This is a genomic window from Plantactinospora sp. A48 (genome assembly GCF_055793945.1).
Genome location: NZ_JBTIXF010000039.1, coordinates 45,727 through 59,517, shown reverse-complemented (window position 1 = coordinate 59,517; position 13,791 = coordinate 45,727). Strand labels below are relative to the sequence as shown.

Below are 13,791 nucleotides of genomic sequence, written 5' to 3'. Positions count from 1 at the left end.
TCCACGTAGCAGGTCTGCTGTGGTGGTACGGCCAGTGCGTCGCTTGCCGCCTGGAAGATCCTCGGGTCGGGCTTGGTGCAGCCCAGTTCGCCGGCGACGGCGAGGTATCCGAAGTAGTCACCCAGGCCGATCTGGTCGTACCGGTGGCGCAGCGACTCCGCGGTGTCCAGGCTGTCGGTCACCACCGCCATCGGCAGGCCACGCTCGTGCAGCCGTCCGAGCGTGGCCGGCACGTCGGGATACGGCCGCATCCGATCAGGGTCAGCGCCGGTCATCTCGTCCAGCAGTGCTCGTGGCGGCCGGCCCATGCCGAGTTCGGCCAGCACGGTACGGCAGTAGCCTTCCCAGCCTCCGGGGCCTTCCCAGCCTCCGGGGGCCGGGGCCCGAGCCAGCATGGCGGCGCCGAACCGGAAGGCGTGCGGCAGGTCTTCGATGGGTGCCGCCGGCCAGTGCCGCAGGAGGATGCGCTTCAGCTCGTCGTTGGATTGTCCGGGTCGGGGCGCGGGCTGGACCAGCGTGCCGGCGGAGTCGAACAGGACCGCGCGCAGAGACTCGCGGCACCGTCGGGAACCGGGCCGATGCGCCACGCCGCGCGGCTCAGAGCCGGGCGTGGGCGTCGCCGAGGCGTTGCTCGGCGGAGCGCTGGGAGTGGTTTCCGCTGACCGCGTCGGCCCAGTCGAGCAGGCGGTCGAGGTGTTCGTCGGTGGTGACGGTCTCGGTGCCTGGATCGCCGATCACGATCTCTCCGCTGGATCCGTCGAGGGTGATGACCGTTCCCTCGTCGAGGACGCGCCCACCGGCCCGTACGGACCGCGTCGCGGTGTCGACGGTGAGCGCGGTCGCGTCCACCACCGCGGGTTTGCCCATGGCCCGGGCAACGATGGCCGCGTGGCTGGTGGGTCCGCCTCGGCTGGTGATTATCCCGTTGGCGGCGGCCAGGCCGGGCATGTCCAGCGGCGAGGTGGTGGGGCGTACGAGGATCACCGGGCCGTCGGTCGCCATCCGGGCGGCCCGGTCGGCGGTGACCGCGATGCGGCCGGTGGCGACGCCGGGGCTGGCGCTGCGGCCCCGGGTGAGCAGCTCGAATCCGTCGCCGGTGCGTAGCCGAGGCGTGTGCGCGAGGCGCAGATCGTGCGGTGACACGCGGCGGAGCGCCGTTCGCCGGTCGATGAGGTGTTCGTCGACCAGGTCGACGGCCACCCGGATCGCGGCGCGACCGGTGAGACCGCCGGACCGCACCTGGAGCAGCCACAGCTGGCCGGCTTCGAAGGTGAACTCGACGTGGCAGGCGTCGCCGTAGTGCCGTTCGAGGCGGTGCAGGGCCGTCCGGAGGTCGCCCCAGACCGTGGGTTCCCGGTCCGCCAGCTCGGCCAGCGGCGTGGTGGTGGACTGCCCGGAGACGAGGTCTTCACCCTGCCGACCGAACAGGACGTCCCCGTACGGCTGCTTCCTCCCGGTGTTCGGGTCGCGGCTGAAGGCGACCCCGGTGCCGCTGCGCTGGTCGCGGTTGCCGTACACCATGGCCTGCACGATCACGGCGGTACCGAGGTCGTGCGGGATGCCGTGCAGGTCGCGGTAGGTGGTGGCGCGCGGCGTGTTCCACGACGAGTGGACGGCCCGTACCGCCGCGTGCAGTTGACCCATGGCGTCGTCGGCGCCGTCCGTGGGCGCTCCCGAGGCCGCGAGACTGGTGAGGAACCGCCGGCGAGCCTCCCGCGCGAAGTCGGGGTCGGCGGTCTCGGCGGCGAGTCCGGCCGTCGCGGCGGTGGTGAGCCCGAGATTGAGGACGGTGTTCATCATGCCCGGCATCGACACGGCGGCTCCGGACCGGACCGACACCGTCAGCGGCCGTTCGCGGCCGCCGAACCGTCGTCCGGTGACCGCTTCGAGACTCCGGACGGCGGCGGCCAGTTCGGCGTCGAACCCCGCCGGGAACCGCCCGCCCGGGAGAAGGGCGCGGGTGTCGATGACGAATCCCGGAGGTACCGGCAGGCCCAGACGACACAGTACGAGCAGGCCGTACGCCTTCGCGCCGATCAGCTCCGGGGATCCGTCGACACCGACCGCGATGGGATGGATGTGGGTCATCGCGGTCGACCTCACTGGCGGGGGATGCCGAGGGTGGTGAGCAGGTCTTCGTGCAGTTGGAACCACACCGTGTGGTACGAGGTCATGCTGTCCGTCAGATGCTCGAGCGCCCCGGACCGGGCACGATCGAGCGCCGCGGTGAGTCGGACCCGATAACGCCGGAACCGGGGTAACGCCGCCGACAGGTCCGCGCAGACAAGGTCGGCACGCCGGTCGAGGTCGACGAATCGGTCCAGGACCCGGGCGTCGTACGCGCTGTCGGAGTGGTCGTTCGGCGCCACGATCCCGTTCACGGTACGCAGATGCCACGCGGAACAGAGATCCAGCAGCTCCGGGTTCAGCACCATGAACGCCTGGTACGCCCCGGACACCGCGTACCGGGCGTCGGCGGCGGCGAGTTCCTCGGCGGTCAACCGGGCGTCTTCGACGCGGCCGGCCTCGGTGAGCCCCCACGCGCCGAACTCTCCGCTGGTCCGGGTCACCAGCCCGGACACGGCAAGATCGATCAGGTGGGATTCCGTGTCCGCCTCGGGAAGTCCGGCCGTGTCGGCCACCCGGGACAGTTCCGCGAAGCCGATGCAGCGGAGCGCGTGCAGCACGAGCGTTCCGGTGGGGTCCGTCATCGGCTCTCCGTCCCGGACCGCCGGGCCGGGGCAGGGACGGTCGCCGCCGCGTAGCCAGCCCCCCGGCCGTGGGCCCGGGCCACGATGTGCCCGGCGCCCAGGCGTACCGCGGCTTCGGTGTCCTCGGCGGCCTGGACGCCGAGGACGGCCGCGAGTGTGGCCCGGTCGTCGAGGACGAGGCGCAGGGCCGGGACGAACGCCGGCCCGAACGCCCGTCGCAGGCAGGCGACGAGATCGACGATCCGCAGCCGGACGAGTGCTCCGCTCTCGGCCGGGTCCGTCGTCACCACCGCCACGGTCACGACCTCGCCGGGGCGGGCGGCCCGAACCGCTTCCTCGGCCGCGCTGAGCCGGCCGGTGCCGAGGGCCACGACCAGACCGTCACGGTCCAGCTCCGCCGGCCGGCCGGTGATCTCGTCGATCAGGCCGACGGGCGGCGTCCAGGCTTCGCGGCACGGTTGGGCGGCGGCGACATGGGGCAGGTGCGGTGGATCCCAGGTGTCGTCCGCGTCGAGGCTGGCCAGCTGCCGGCAGGCGCGGGCCACGTCGAACGGATCACCGAAGCCGGGCGCCGTCTGGGCGAGGTGGCTGGCGCCGTTCAGCAGCGTCAGGATCAGCTCGGCCAGGCGTACCCGTCGACGGGCGCCCCTGACCCGGCAGGACTCCAGCGCGAGGGCCAGCAGCAGACCCTCCAGCCTCGTGACCTCAGCCAGGGCGGTACGCCCGGGCTCGTCGTCGAACACTCCGGTCAGGGACCGGGATCTCAGTCTGCCGGCGGACGGCGCGTCGACGGACAGCGGCAGCCGTTCGAGCCAGACCCTCGCGAACGCCTCCGCGCCGCCAGCCACGTCGACCGGCTCGGTCGCGGCGGCGTCGGGCGCCGGGTCGACGGGCTCGGTCGCGACGGCGCCGCCAGCCGGGTCGGCGGGCTCGGTCGCTGCGGCGTCGGGCGCCGCCGGCCCGGGCAGCGAGTCGAGCAGGACAGCCAGGAAGAGCGCTCGCTTGCCCGGGAAGTTCGAGTAAACGGCGCCCCGGGTGAGTTCGGCGCGGGCGGCGATGCGGTCGATCTTCGCATCGGCGTAGCCGTGCCGGGTGAACTCCTCGACCGCCGCCGCGAGCACCGACGCGCGGGTGCGTTCCTGCTGTTGCGCACGGGTCAGCCGAACCATCGGGCCTTCTCAACCGGAAGCATCGCAACAACATACACTCATCATCCGGATGTTGTGAACATCTGGAATCCGATGCCGGCCATACCCGGGAAGATCGTCATCCCCTGCCAGCGCGACGAAGCAGCTCCGCTGTCTCGGGATCGGGCCCGAGCTCCCGGACCTCCTGCGCACAGCGGCAGGCGGCGGCGACCTTGGCAGCCCACCGCAGCGCCTCCTCGCGGGAGGCCACGTCGAGGACCACGAACCCGCCGATGACCTCCCTGGTCTCCGGGAAAGGGCCGTCGGTCACCGTTCCGTCAGTGGCCACGACACTCGCCTGCTGACGTTCGACACCAATGCCGAACACGAACACCCCGGCGTCCACCGCCGCCTTAACCACCGCGTGCGCGGCCCTACCCACCTCGGGCAGGTCCTCGCCCGGGATGTGGTCCATCGCGCCGTCATTGAACGAGATCAGATACCGCGCCATTCCAACGACTCCCTCGCCCCGGCAGCCTCGACCAGCCGCCTCTCGACAGTGCTACGAACGACCCACCCCCGATCCGACACGCCGCCAGGCCCGGAACCGTCACGCCGGGTCCACGGCCCGCGGCGGTGGCCCGCTGCTCTCGGCCGTGTGCGGTGGCCCGCCGCTCTCGGCCGTGTGCGGTGGGCCGCTGCTCTCGGGCCGCTCTGGTGGCGGGGTGGGCCGCCGAGATCGGTAAGTGCGGTGCAGAACCTTGGCAAGCACGGTCGCGTCGTGACCGGATGCCCGCACCCGTACACCCGGCCGTGCGAACGTGGTCGCGCGATGCCGGCCGGTACGGGGATCCCGGTCGACGGATGGCGGCCCGGTAGGCGGCGCGAGCACGGCGAGCACGCGAAGGGTTCGCCAGACAGGAGAAGGACCAGGTGTCCGAGAGCGAGAACCCAGCGATACCCTCCCCCACGCCGGAAACCGCCCGGCCCAGGACCAACAGGGACTGGTGGCCGAACCAACTGGATCTGCGGGTTCTGCGCCAGCACTGCGTCCGGTCCAATCCGCTGGGCGAGGACTTCGACTACCCGGTGGAATTCAAGGGCCTCGACCTGGACGCCCTGAAGCGGGACATCTTCGAGGTCATGACCGCCTCCCAGGACTGGTGGCCGGCCGACCACGGTCACTACGGGCCACTGTTCATCCGGCTGAGCTGGCACTCGGCGGGCACGTACCGGATCACCGACGGCCGGGGTGGCGGCGGCTCCGGCGCCCAGCGTTTCGCCCCGCTCAACAGTTGGCCGGACAACGCGAACCTGGACAAGGCCCGCCGGCTGCTCTGGCCGGTCAAGCGGAAGTACGGTCGCAGCATCTCCTGGGCCGACCTGCTGGTCTTCGCCGGCAACTGCGCCATGGAGTCGATGGGATTCAAGACCTTCGGCTTCGGGTTCGGCCGCGAGGACATCTGGGAGCCGGAGGAGATCTTCTGGGGACCGGAGGACACCTGGCTCGGCGACGAGCGGTACAGCGGAGACCGGGAACTGGCCGGCCCGCTCGGGGCCGTACAGATGGGTCTCATCTACGTGAACCCGGAGGGGCCGAACGGCGAACCGGACCCCTTGATGGCGGCGCGGGACATCCGCGAGACCTTCAGCCGGATGGCGATGAACGACGAGGAGACGGTGGCGCTCATCGCCGGCGGCCACACGTTCGGCAAGACCCACGGCGCCGCCTCCGCCAGCCACGTCGGGCCGGAACCGGAGGCCGCGTCGCTGACGGAGCAGGGCCTCGGCTGGCGGAACAGCTACGGTACGGGCAGCGGCGCCGACACCATCACCAGCGGTCTCGAGGTCACCTGGACGGCCACCCCCACCTGGTGGTCGAACATGTTCTTCGAGAACCTGTTCGGCTACGAGTGGGAACTGACCCGGAGTCCCGCCGGGGCGTGGCAGTGGCACCCGAAGGACGGTGCCGGGGCCGGCACCATCCCCGGTCCCCGGGACGCGTCGGACACCCGGCCGCCGCGGATGCTGACCACCGATCTCGCGCTCCGGTTCGACCCGGGCTACGGACCGATCTCGCGGCGCTTCCTGGACGACCCGGCGGCGTTCGCGGCGGCGTTCGCCCGGGCCTGGTACAAGCTGCTGCACCGGGACATGGGTCCGGTCTCGCGCTACCTCGGCCCCTGGGTGCCGGAGCCGCAGTTGTGGCAGGACCCGGTGCCGGCGGTCGAGCACGAGCTGATCGGCGCGGCGGACATCGCCGTCCTGAAGGCCAGGATCCTCGACTCGGGGCTGTCCGGCGCACGGCTGGTCGCCACCGCCTGGGCGGCGGCGGCGAGCTTCCGGGGTACCGACAAGCGGGGCGGGGCCAACGGCGCGCGGATCCGCCTCGACCCGCAGCGGAACTGGGCGGCGAACGAGCCGGCCGAACTGGCCACCGCGCTGGAGCGGCTTGAGCTGGTCCGGCGGGACTTCAACGACGCCCGGTCCGACAACGTGCGGGTGTCACTCGCCGACCTCATCGTCCTCGGCGGTTGCGCCGCCGTCGAGCAGGCGGCGCGGAACGCCGGATTCGAGCTGACCGTGCCGTTCGCGCCGGGTCGTACCGACGCCGCGCAGGACCAGACCGACGTGGCGGCGTTCGCGCCACTCGAACCCGTCGCGGACGGGTTCCGCAACTACCTGCGCGCCGGCGACAAGCTGCCACCGGAGGTACGGCTGGTGGACCGGGCGTACCTGCTGAATCTGACCGCTCCCGAGATGGCCGTGCTGGTCGCCGGCATGCGGGCCCTGGACGCCAACGTCGGCCAGTCCCGGCACGGCGTCCTCACCGACCGTCCCGGCACCCTGACCAACGACTTCTTCGTCAACCTGCTCGGCATGGACACCACGTGGGCGGCGTCCGCCGCCATGGAGAACGTGTTCGAGGGACGTGATCGGGCGACCGGGGAGGTGCGGTGGACCGCCACCGCCGTCGACCTGGTGTTCGGGTCGAACTCCCAGCTCCGGGCCATCGCCGAGGTCTACGCGACCGACGACGCGACGGAAATGTTCGTCCGGCACTTCGTGGCCGCCTGGAACAGGGTCATGAACCTCGACCGCTTCGACCTGACCTGACCTGGCCTGATCCCCGGCCGGATGAAAGGGGTTAACAAGGGGCCCCTGCTATACAAAAAGCGATAACAAGGTGCCCTTCCTTACGAGCGGAGCGGCAGGCCGGGCAGCTGGGTCGGCAGCAGCGACGGGAGTGGCAGCGACGGGAGTGGCAGCGACGGCAGGCTGGGCAGCGGCAGCAGGGGGCCCCGGGACGGGGCACCGGCGCCGCCGGGTCCAGCGGGTCCGGGCGTCGGCGTGGCCGGCGCCGACGGGCCGGCCGAGGCTGGTGGGGCACCGCCGGGCGACGCCCCCGGAGACGGGCGGCCGGACGGCGCCAGCGACGGCGCCGGGGGCAGCGGTGCCACCGGCAGTTGCCCGCGCAGTTCGTCGAGTTCGGCGGCCAACCGGGTGGCGGCGTCGGTGTCGGTGACCCGGGGCAGCCGGGCGCTCGCGTCGTCGATCAGCGTCCTGGCCTCGTCGAACCGTCCGGCCGCCAGGGCCGCGCGGGCACTGTCGATCGCCTGCTCGATGTCGCGGATCTCGGCCTGCTCCGGGTAGAGCACCTTGGTCAGCGACCACAGCGGGTTCGTCGGCCCCGCGTGCTGACTGCCGATCGCCAGGCCGAACCCGGCCACCAGGATGACGGCCGCCGCCACCGCCGGGGTCCAGCGCCGGGTCCACCACGACCGTCGGGCCCGGTCCGCGCCGGCCCGCCGGCGCCGGGCGGCCGGGCCGGGCTCGGGAGCGCCGCCGGACGTACCGGATCCGATCGCCACCGTCGCGGCGACGGGCGCGCCGGCCAAGCCACTCGCGGTAGCCAAGCCGGTCGGGGTAGCCAAGCCGGTCGGGGTAGCCAAGCCGGTCGGGGTCGCCACGCCGGTCGGGGTCGCCACGCCGGTCGGGGTCGCCGCCGTCGTGGCGACGGTCGGGGCGGACAGGTCGACCGGGTCCAGATCCGCGCGCCAGGCGCTCAACATCGCGGCGAGCCCGTCACCGGCCGGTGGCTCGGTGCCGCTGGCGAGCGCGTCGAGGAGCAGGTCGTCGTCGGCGATCGTCCCGAGGTCCACCGCCGGATCACCGCCGTCGGGCAGGCGCTCGTTCATGCCGCCACCTCGCCTAGTACGTCGCCGGCCAGCGTACGGAGCCGGGCCAGGGCGCGGGACTGGGCCACCCGGACCGCCGGCGCGGACATCCCGACGATGGTCGCCACCTCGTCGGCGGAGAGCCCGACCGCGACCCGGAGCAGGATGATCTCCCGCTGCACGTCGGTGAGGTGCCCGAGTAGCTCGGCGAGCCGCCGGGCCAGGTCGGCCGCGACGGCCTGCTGCTCGGGACCGGGTGCGGCGTCCGCCCGGTCCAGCGGGATGTCGGTGGGGGTCACGGTGGCGCCGCGTACCGCGGCGCGCTGCGCGTCGGCCACCTTGTTGGCCGCGATCCGGTAGACGAACGCGGCGAACGGCAACCCCCGCTCCTGGTACGTGGGAAGGGCGCGCAGCACCGCGAGGCAGACCTCCTGGGCCACGTCGTCGGCGGTCGTGTACGCGCCGCCGATCCGGCCGAGCCGTCCCCGGCAGTAGCGGACCAGCCCCGGGCGCAGGTCGGTGAGCACGGACTCGGTCGCCACCGGGTCACCCTCGGCGGCCCGCCGCACCACGTCTGGCTCGATCACTGCGGTCATGACAGGGGAAGTACACCTTCGTTGCCGGCCGGTCGACCCCGCACGCTATCGGCGCGGCGCCGATTTGCCTAGCTCACCCAGCGTCAACCGACGCATCGCCGAAAGTAGCCTGTTTCATTCCCACGTACCCCAGCGATGTGAGGACAACAACATCGGCGACGGGAGCAGCGGGTGGGTGTCGAGGTGGCCGTGCAGGGGCTGACCAAGTCCTTCGGGGGCCAGCCCGTGTGGTCGGACATCACCCTGACGTTGCCGGCGGGCGAGATATCCGTCCTGCTCGGACCGTCCGGCACCGGAAAGTCGGTGTTCCTCAAGACCCTGGTGGGGCTGCTCCGACCCGACCGGGGGGCCATCTGGATCCAGGGCCAGGATCTGCCCCGGCTGTCCGAACGCGCCCTCTACGAGATACGCAAGCTGTTCGGGGTGCTGTTCCAGGACGGCGCCCTGTTCGGGTCCATGAACATCTACGACAACGTGGCGTTCCCGCTGCGCGAGCACACCCGTAAGTCCGAGTCCCAGATCCGCGCCATCGTCGCCGAGAAGCTGGACATGGTGGGGCTGGGCGGCGCCGAGCGGAAGCTGCCCGGTGAGATCTCCGGCGGCATGCGCAAGCGGGCCGGCCTGGCCCGGGCGCTGGTCCTGGACCCGCAGATCATCCTGTTCGACGAGCCCGACTCGGGGCTGGACCCGGTGCGTACCGCCTATCTCAACCAGCTCATCATCGACCTCAACCAGCAGACCGACGCGACGTTCCTGATCGTCACGCACGACATCAACACCGCCCGCACGGTGCCGGACAACATCGGCCTGATCTACCACGGCCGGCTGGCCATGTTCGGCCCCCGGGAGATGCTGCTGTCCAGCACCGAGGCGGTGGTGCGGCAGTTCCTGAACGCGCAGCGGATCGGTCCGATCGGGATGGCCGAGGAGAAGGACGCCGAGGAACTTCAGGCCGAGGCCGAGGCCGGCGTCGAGCTGCCGCCCCTGCCGCCGATCCCGCCGCAGCTCCGGCCGTCCAACGGCCTGACCCGGCGCGCCGAACGGCCACCGGGCCAGTGGTGCGAGCAGAACGGGGTCAGCCCGCCACCCGGGTCGTTCGGGGAGCCGAACCGGGAACTGCGCCTCGAACCGATGCGGACGGCCTGGTACCGGCGGGGGGTGGTCGAATGAGCGTCCCCGGCGCCGCCGCCGTACGGGAGTCCGGCCGGTTCTTCGCGTTCTGCCTGGACGCGCTGCGCGGCCTGGCCCGCCGCCCCTTCCAGGTCCGCGAGTTCGTCCAGCAGGCGTGGTTCATCAGCTCCGTGTCGATCCTGCCGGCCGCGCTCGTGTCGATCCCGTTCGGCGCGGTCATCGCCCTCCAGCTCGGTTCCCTGGTCCGCCAGCTCGGCGCGCAGTCGTTCACCGGCGCGGCGTCGGTGCTCGCGGTCGTCCGGGAGGCCGGGCCGATCGTCACCGCGCTGATCATCGCCGGTGCCGGCGGCTCGGCGATCTGCGCCGACCTCGGTTCCCGGAAGATCCGCGAGGAGCTGGACGCCATGGAGGTGCTCGGCATCGACCCGATCCAGCGCCTCGTCGCGCCCCGGGTGGTGGCCTCGATGCTGGTCGCCGTCCTGCTCAACGGGCTGGTCAGCGTCGTCGGCGTCACCGGCGGCTACCTGTTCAACGTGGTCCTCCAGGGCGGCACGCCGGGGGCGTACCTGGCCAGCTTCCAGGCGCTGGGACAGCTGCCGGATCTGGTGGTGGGCGAGGTCAAGGCGCTGCTGTTCGGTGCGGCGGCGGCGCTGGTGGCCTCGTACAAGGGGATGACCGCGCGCGGCGGGCCGAAGGGGGTGGGCGACGCGGTCAACCAGAGCGTCGTCATCACCTTCATGCTGCTGTTCGCGCTGAACTTCGTGGTCACGGCCGTGTACTTCCAGGTCGTACCGCAGAAGGGGACCTGACGTGGCGGCGCTGCGGTTCCTCGACGACCTGGGCGGGCAGCTCGCCTTCTACCTGCGGGCCTTCGCCTGGTCCCCGCGCACCCTGCGCCGGTACAAGCGCGAGGTGGTGCGGCTGCTGGCCGAGGTCAGCTTCGGCTCCGGCGCCCTGGCCGTGACCGGCGGCACGGTCGGGGTGATCACCTTCCTGACCTTCTTCACCGGCACCGAGGTCGGGTTGCAGGGCTACCAGGCGCTCAACCAGATCGGCAGCAGCGCGTTCACCGGCTTCATCTCGGCGTACTTCAACACCCGGGAGATCTCCCCGCTGGTGGCGGCGCTCGCGCTGTCGGCCACCGTCGGCTGCGGCTTCACCGCCCAGCTCGGCGCCATGCGCATCGCCGAGGAGGTCGACGCGCTGGAGGTGATGGGCATCCCGTCACTGCCGTTCCTGGTCACCACCCGCATGATCGCCGGCTTCCTCGCGGTCATCCCGCTGTACGTGGTGGGACTGCTCGCCAGCTACCTGGCCACCAGGGGCATGGCGGTCTTCTACTTCGGACAGTCGGCCGGTACGTACGACTACTACTTCCACCTGTTCCTGCCGCCCGGTGACGTGCTGTGGTCGTTCGGCAAGGTGCTGGTGTTCAGCGTGATCGTCGTGCTGGTGCACTGCTACTACGGCTACACCGTGCGGGGTGGGCCGGCCGCCGTCGGCGTGGCGGTCGGCCGGGCCGTCCGGCTGGCGATCGTGGCGGTGAACGTCGTCGACTTCTTCCTGTCGCTGGCCATCTGGGGCGCCACCACCACCGTACGGATCGCGGGGTGACCATGCGGAACCGGATTCTGGGCATCGTCTTCATCGTCCTGCTGACCTCGGCGCTGACCGGCGCCGTGCTCCAGTACCGCAAGGCGTTCACCCCGGTCACCTGGGTGACCCTGCACGCCGACCGTGCCGGCCTGCAACTGGGCGTAGGCGCCGAGGTGAAGGTCGCCGGGGTCGCCGTCGGCGAGGTGCACTCGGTACGCGCCGACGGCTCCGGCGCGACGCTGCGGCTGGCCCTCGACCCCGCGCTGACCGACCGGATCCCGGCCGACGTCACCGCCCGGCTGCTCCCGAAGACCCTCTTCGGCGAGCGCTACGTCGAACTCGTCCGGCCGGCGGACGGCACCGCGAGCGGGGCGGTTGGCGGCACCGCGAGCGGAGCGGTTGGCGGCACCGCCGGGCCGATCCGGGACGGCGCCGTCATCGGCCAGGACCGCAGCCGCACGGCGATCGAGCTGGAACGGGTCCTCGACGACGCCCTGCCGCTGCTCCGGTCGATCCGGCCGGACCGGCTCGCGGCCACCCTGGGCGCCGTCGCCACCGCGCTGGAGGGACGTGGCGACCAGCTCGGCGACAACCTCGAACGGCTCGACGACTACCTGCGCGAGTTGAACCGGGAGATGCCGACGATCGCCGCCGACGTCCGGAAGCTGGCGACGGTGCTGGACGGCTACCACAGCGCGCTGCCGGACCTGCTGTCGCTGCTGCGGAACGTCACGGTCACCGCCCGCACGGTCACCGACCAGCGGACCCAGCTCGCGACGTTCCTCGCCGAGACCACCGACACGGCCGACGTGACCCGGGACTTCCTCGACCGGCACGGCGACCAGCTCATCCGGCTCGGCTCGGTGAGCCGGCCGGTGCTGGAACTGCTCGCCACGTACGCCCCGGAGTATCCGTGCCTGGCGGCCGGGCTGGTGGCCCTGCAACCCCGGGTCGAACAGGTCTTCTCGGGCGGCCGGATGCACATCACCCTGGAGGTCACCCGGGATGGCGGCAGGTACCAGCGCGGTCTCGACGAGCCGGCGTACGGCGCGCACGACGGCCCCCGGTGCCACGGCCTGCCCCGGCCCGCGGTCCCGGCGCCGGAACTGCGGACCGCCAACGGCTACGACTACGGCGCCGACCGCCCGGTGACGCGGCTGCCGGTCGGCACGGCGGCGACCACCGGCAGCGGCACGGCGGCGACCGGCACCGGCACGTCGGCCGCGGACATGGGCACCGCCGGCACCGCCGAGGAGAGCAGGCTGGTCAAGCCCCTGATCGGCGCCGTCACCGGGACACCGCCGGCCGAGGTGCCCGACATCGCGGTCCTGCTGTGGGGGCCGCTGCTGCGCGGCGGGGTGGTGAACGCGCGATGACCGGCAGGACGGCCCCCGCACTGGTCAAGCTGGTGGTCTTCGCGGCGGTGACGCTGCTGCTGACCGCGCTGCTCGCCCAGACCCTCGGCGCCTTTCCGACCGGCGGGGTCAGCTACCGCGCCCGGTTCACCGACGTCACCGGGCTGCTGCCCGGGGACGACGTCCGGGTCGCCGGGGTCCGGGTCGGTCGGGTCCGGAACATCCGGGTGGTGGACAACACCGTCGCCGAGGTCAGCTTCACGGTGACCTCGGACGTGCCCCTGGCGACCGGTGTGCGTGCCGCGATCCGCTACCGCAACCTGGTGGGCCAGCGGTACGTGGCACTCAGCGAGGGACCCGGTGACCGCACGCCGCTGCCCGCGCACGGGCTCATCCCGCTGGCCCGGACCACGCCCGCGCTGGACCTGACCGTGCTGTTCAACGGCTTCCGCCCGCTGTTCACCGCGCTCAGCCCGGACGACGTCAACAAGCTCGCGTACGAGATCATCCAGGTGTTGCAGGGCGAGGGCGGTACCGTCGCGAGCCTGCTGCGCCGGACCGCCTCGCTGACCACCACCCTCGCCGACCGGGACGCCGTGATCGGCCGGGTGATCAGCAACCTGAACAGCGTGCTCGGGACGCTGGCCACCCGGGACCAGAACCTCGACCAGACGATCAGCCAACTCCAGCAGTTCGTCTCGGGGCTGGCCGCCGACCGGACCGCCCTGGGCAACGCCCTGACCAATCTCGGCGACCTGACCGGGGCCACCGCGTCACTGCTGAAGGACGCCCGGCCGCCGCTCGCCGCCGACGTCAAGGAGCTGGGTGAACTGGCCGGCACGCTGAACCAGAACGCGGCGGTCATCGACGGCACGCTGGGCCGGCTGCCGGACCGGTACGAGTCGCTGACCCGGGTCGCCTCCACCGGCTCCTGGTTCAACTTCTACCTGTGCGACTTCGACGGCCGGGTGGCGGTCGACGGCCACGCCCCGCTGACCATCGCCGACTTCAGCGCCCCGACCGCCCGCTGCTCCGGAGGTGCCCGGTGAAAGCCCACACCGGTGAGGCCCTTCGCGGGAGGCGGGCGATGAGCCCCC

At 72.3% G+C, this 13,791-nt stretch carries 13 protein-coding genes; 6 read left to right on the top strand and 7 right to left on the bottom strand.

Going from position 1 to position 13,791, the window contains the following annotated elements; genetic code table 11:
• The 5 genes from ACXN5W_RS19855 to ACXN5W_RS19835 form a co-directional block, all read right to left on the bottom strand.
• Window positions 1-587: HAD family hydrolase (locus tag ACXN5W_RS19855; protein WP_473159829.1), on the bottom strand; the 587-nt coding region annotated here is incomplete at its 3' end.
• A gap of 10 nt (window positions 588-597) precedes the next feature.
• The gene (locus tag ACXN5W_RS19850) at window positions 598-2,088 is read right to left on the bottom strand and encodes a pyruvate, phosphate dikinase (RefSeq protein WP_473159828.1); all 1,491 of its coding nucleotides are present in this window, start codon (window positions 2,086-2,088) and stop codon (window positions 598-600) included.
• A gap of 11 nt (window positions 2,089-2,099) precedes the next feature.
• Window positions 2,100-2,711 (bottom strand): transcriptional regulator, encoded by a 612-nt coding sequence (locus ACXN5W_RS19845; RefSeq protein ID WP_473159827.1) that lies wholly within the window; start codon window positions 2,709-2,711, stop codon window positions 2,100-2,102.
• Window positions 2,708-3,880: a TetR/AcrR family transcriptional regulator gene (locus ACXN5W_RS19840; protein WP_473159826.1), complete on the bottom strand. Its 1,173-nt coding sequence runs from the start codon at window positions 3,878-3,880 to the stop codon at window positions 2,708-2,710. The genes ACXN5W_RS19845 and ACXN5W_RS19840 overlap by 4 nt, the downstream gene beginning before the upstream one ends.
• Window positions 3,881-3,977: 97 nt before the next feature.
• Window positions 3,978-4,349 carry a YciI family protein gene (locus ACXN5W_RS19835; RefSeq protein ID WP_473159825.1) on the bottom strand — a complete coding sequence of 124 codons (372 nt, stop codon included), beginning with the start codon at window positions 4,347-4,349 and terminating at the stop codon, window positions 3,978-3,980.
• Between the two features lie 422 nt (window positions 4,350-4,771).
• Here ACXN5W_RS19835 and katG point away from each other — a divergent pair, with 422 nt between their 5' ends.
• Window positions 4,772-6,955 (top strand): catalase/peroxidase HPI, encoded by a 2,184-nt coding sequence (katG, locus tag ACXN5W_RS19830; protein WP_473159824.1) that lies wholly within the window; start codon window positions 4,772-4,774, stop codon window positions 6,953-6,955.
• An 80-nt stretch (window positions 6,956-7,035) separates the two neighbouring features.
• On the opposite strand, the gene ACXN5W_RS19825 is transcribed toward katG, so the two are convergent.
• Both ACXN5W_RS19825 and shbA read right to left on the bottom strand, forming a co-directional pair.
• Window positions 7,036-8,037 (bottom strand): anti-sigma-D factor RsdA, encoded by a 1,002-nt coding sequence (locus tag ACXN5W_RS19825; RefSeq protein WP_473159823.1) that lies wholly within the window; start codon window positions 8,035-8,037, stop codon window positions 7,036-7,038.
• Window positions 8,034-8,612, bottom strand: coding sequence for an RNA polymerase sigma factor ShbA (shbA, locus tag ACXN5W_RS19820; protein ID WP_473159822.1), 579 nt, complete (start codon window positions 8,610-8,612; stop codon window positions 8,034-8,036). Before shbA ends, ACXN5W_RS19825 begins: the two co-directional genes overlap by 4 nt.
• Window positions 8,613-8,783: 171 nt before the next feature.
• Here shbA and ACXN5W_RS19815 point away from each other — a divergent pair, with 171 nt between their 5' ends.
• The 5 genes from ACXN5W_RS19815 to ACXN5W_RS19795 are packed head-to-tail and all read left to right on the top strand — an operon-like array spanning window position 8,784 to window position 13,743.
• Window positions 8,784-9,782, top strand: coding sequence for an ABC transporter ATP-binding protein (locus tag ACXN5W_RS19815; protein ID WP_473159821.1), 999 nt, complete (start codon window positions 8,784-8,786; stop codon window positions 9,780-9,782).
• A complete protein-coding gene (locus ACXN5W_RS19810; RefSeq protein ID WP_473159820.1) occupies window positions 9,779-10,552 on the top strand; it encodes an MlaE family ABC transporter permease in 774 nt (257 codons plus the stop codon). Before ACXN5W_RS19815 ends, ACXN5W_RS19810 begins: the two co-directional genes overlap by 4 nt.
• Window position 10,553: 1 nt before the next feature.
• Complete coding sequence (locus tag ACXN5W_RS19805) at window positions 10,554-11,357, top strand: MlaE family ABC transporter permease (RefSeq protein WP_473159819.1); 804 nt, start codon at window positions 10,554-10,556, stop codon at window positions 11,355-11,357.
• A 2-nt stretch (window positions 11,358-11,359) separates the two neighbouring features.
• Window positions 11,360-12,715, top strand: coding sequence for an MCE family protein (locus ACXN5W_RS19800; protein ID WP_473159830.1), 1,356 nt, complete (start codon window positions 11,360-11,362; stop codon window positions 12,713-12,715).
• On the top strand, window positions 12,712-13,743 hold the full coding sequence (locus tag ACXN5W_RS19795; protein ID WP_473159818.1) for an MCE family protein: 1,032 nt from the start codon (window positions 12,712-12,714) through the stop codon (window positions 13,741-13,743). The genes ACXN5W_RS19800 and ACXN5W_RS19795 overlap by 4 nt, the downstream gene beginning before the upstream one ends.
• Window positions 13,744-13,791 lie beyond the last annotated feature (48 nt).

Excerpts from the sequence above, each read along its gene's own strand:
- shbA (WP_473159822.1), bottom strand. The coding sequence starts at position 8,612 with ATGACCGCAGTGATCGAGCCAGACGTGGTGCGGCGGGCCGCCGAGGGT.
- ACXN5W_RS19825 (WP_473159823.1), bottom strand. The coding sequence starts at position 8,037 with ATGAACGAGCGCCTGCCCGACGGCGGTGATCCGGCGGTGGACCTCGGG.
- ACXN5W_RS19810 (WP_473159820.1), top strand. The coding sequence starts at position 9,779 with ATGAGCGTCCCCGGCGCCGCCGCCGTACGGGAGTCCGGCCGGTTCTTC.
- ACXN5W_RS19835 (WP_473159825.1), bottom strand. The coding sequence starts at position 4,349 with ATGGCGCGGTATCTGATCTCGTTCAATGACGGCGCGATGGACCACATC.
- ACXN5W_RS19850 (WP_473159828.1), bottom strand. The coding sequence starts at position 2,088 with ATGACCCACATCCATCCCATCGCGGTCGGTGTCGACGGATCCCCGGAG.
- ACXN5W_RS19795 (WP_473159818.1), top strand. The coding sequence starts at position 12,712 with ATGACCGGCAGGACGGCCCCCGCACTGGTCAAGCTGGTGGTCTTCGCG.
- ACXN5W_RS19840 (WP_473159826.1), bottom strand. The coding sequence starts at position 3,880 with ATGGTTCGGCTGACCCGTGCGCAACAGCAGGAACGCACCCGCGCGTCG.
- ACXN5W_RS19845 (WP_473159827.1), bottom strand. The coding sequence starts at position 2,711 with ATGACGGACCCCACCGGAACGCTCGTGCTGCACGCGCTCCGCTGCATC.
- ACXN5W_RS19800 (WP_473159830.1), top strand. The coding sequence starts at position 11,360 with ATGCGGAACCGGATTCTGGGCATCGTCTTCATCGTCCTGCTGACCTCG.